Raw genomic sequence first — 2,657 nt, 5'->3', positions numbered from 1 at the left:
TATATTTATTGCAATATGCATTATATTGCAATGGCTTTGATCCTAATGGCTTTGATGGCTCTTTTGGAAATGGTGCCAAAAGCGCTGTGACAAACTTCCAAACTTTTTCTTGCCTATCAGTTGATGGGGTTGCAGGAATGCAAACTTGGGCATCACTATTAGTAAGTACAGGAGATAATAGTAGAAAAGGAACTATGTGTGACTGTGCTACAAGAATTACTGATGCTAAGGCTAAAACGTTAAAAAACAATGGGTATATCTCTGTTGGTAGATATTTAACAGGAAAATTTAAAATGTCCCAAACTGAAATACAAACTATTTTATCAAATGGTTTAAGAATATTCCCTATATTTGAAACTGGTGGATATCAACTATCATATTTTACTCCATATCAAGGTAATGTAGATGCTAAAGCAGCTATTGCAGCAGCTCACGATTTTGGATTTGATGCCAACACAATAATATATTTTACTGTTGATTTTGACGCATTAGATATTGACATAACCACATCAATATTACCTTACTTTAGTGAAATTTTTGAAGTATTTAAAAGAACTCAAACTAAATATAAAATAGGTATATATGCTCCTAGACATGTATGTAGTAGGGTATCAGAAGCCGGTATATCATGTAGTAGCTTTGTATGTGATATGTCATCAGGATTTAGCGGTAACCTTGGATATCCATTACCAAAGAACTGGGCAATTGATCAAATATCAACTATTACTATAGGATCTGGTGAAGGCCAAATAGAAATAGATAACAATATAAGCTCAGGTAAAGATATGGGTGTAGCTTCTATAAATCCTGGAAATAATGCTAACGGTATCGAAGATACTTATCCTGCTCCAGATAATTCAAATAAAGAACCATCACTACCATCATCAGATTACTATAACTTTGAGCATATTGTTATATCTGGATATGAAGGAGATGTAGACCGTTTTAAATACAATTTTATTGAAACTGCCTTAAAAAGAATTAATTATATTGCTAATTGGAAAAAAAGTTTGCCTATCAATTCAAAATATTCAAAAGACACAATCTCATGGATAATCGAAAGTAACTCTTATAGTGACTCTGATAAAGAAAACTTTAAAACAGCCATATCTTCCATAGCAGATACTAAGATTATATTTATAAAGGATAAAAATGAATTGATTAATTATTTTAATACAGCCTCACCATCTGGTAATTCTACAAGAAAACAACAAATAGCAGAAATTACATGGTTTGGACATGGCTTTGCAGAAATATCTAATGATGATAATACTATAGCAGAAAGTACACCATTCTTAGCCTTTGGTAAAGATTTCCATACAAATTTAGATCATAGATTTAGACTATCTGATATCAATAAGTTAAATAAAAGTTCCTTTAAATTAGATTTCTTGCTTTCTCCTGTAGATTATAAAACACAATTTTATACTTGTAATACAGGTACTGGAGAAACAAATAGTTTTGCATATAACTGGTATAAACATTTAAATGCTTCTGTTAAAGCATGTGTAAACAGAACTGATTATAATGAAATAATGGTCAAACAACCAAAAGAATTACACCCTATGGAATGGGCTGAAAGTAAAAAATTAAGAAAAGATTATGGATTCTGTATAGCTGGATCTAAAAGATATCCTATTCCAGATGAAGATGCTAGATGGGTTTATTGGAAATAAATAAAAAGAAAGTCTTTTTAGACTTTCTTTTTATTTATTTTAATTAATTTAACAGCACATATAATTATTGATATTATGGATAAAACAAAAATTATTCCATATAATTTTGATATTTTTTCATCCCATATATAAGTTTCAATTATCATGGTATTTGATGATGACCAATTTTCTATTTGAAACATCCTTTTTCCATTAGCACTTTCTACTACACTTCCATAAATATTAATTTTATTTCCTGGCAATCCATATTTTATACTGGTAATTTCATTAGTAATCTTATCAAGTCCAATTAACCGATTACCAACTTCCATTCCCTTCTCTAAATTTAGCTCTTCACATCTTTCAGTTAATACTAATCCATCTTGAGAAGAATATTTAGTTTTAATTTCTATATAATTTGGCTCCGAAAAAAATAATGGATGTCTATACGGAAATAAAGGAAAAAATATTATTAAAAAAAATAATACTATCATTGTTACTAACACGTTTTTCTGTACTTTTTTTTTGTTTTTATACATTACGCATTTTCCTCCAATACACTTTTATATTTAGCCATCATTTCTCACTTCATATTAGTAATTTAAAACACCCATATAACTTCATATAATTAAAAATTTATAAATACATTATAGCATTATTTTATAAAAGGTAAATTCAATGAAAATTAGAACTATATATTTATATAAAAAAGGAATAGCATTAATATGCTATTCCTTTTTTACTAATTCACTTAGTAATAAATCTTCTACCACAACATATACATACCGAAATAAAATAATTTATTTGTTTTCTTTTAGTGCACTTACATTGTTTCATAAAATCACCTTCAATTCATATCTCTATAATCTAAAATTACTTTTGAATATTTCTTTATACACAATTTCGCTAAAAGTATCTTTAGTGAAAATTAAAACTAAATATTATAATAAAAATATGTGAAATTATAATATTTATTGAGGTGATTTTTATGATTCTAAAAAA

2 protein-coding genes are annotated in these 2,657 nt (G+C 27.6%); one reads left to right on the top strand and one right to left on the bottom strand.

Annotation, left to right across the window (positions count from 1 at the left end; genetic code table 11):
* Positions 1 to 1,676, top strand: a 1,676-nt coding sequence (locus G594_RS19745; RefSeq protein WP_155849319.1) for a glycoside hydrolase domain-containing protein, incomplete at its 5' end; no start/stop codon positions are given.
* A gap of 17 nt (positions 1,677 to 1,693) precedes the next feature.
* Here G594_RS19745 and G594_RS0114530 read toward each other — a convergent pair.
* A complete protein-coding gene (locus G594_RS0114530; protein WP_027099230.1) occupies positions 1,694 to 2,194 on the bottom strand; it encodes a hypothetical protein in 501 nt (166 codons plus the stop codon).
* Positions 2,195 to 2,657 lie beyond the last annotated feature (463 nt).

The organism is Clostridium paraputrificum AGR2156 (assembly GCF_000424025.1).
In the GTDB taxonomy this organism is placed as follows: Bacteria; Bacillota; Clostridia; order Clostridiales; family Clostridiaceae; genus Clostridium; species Clostridium paraputrificum.
Note: the sequence above shows the minus strand (reverse complement) of the source record. Positions and strands in the feature narration are given on the sequence as shown.

Bases quoted from the DNA above. Each gene is read 5' to 3' on its own strand.
- G594_RS0114530 (WP_027099230.1), bottom strand. From the start codon at position 2,194: ATGTATAAAAACAAAAAAAAAGTACAGAAAAACGTGTTAGTAACAATG.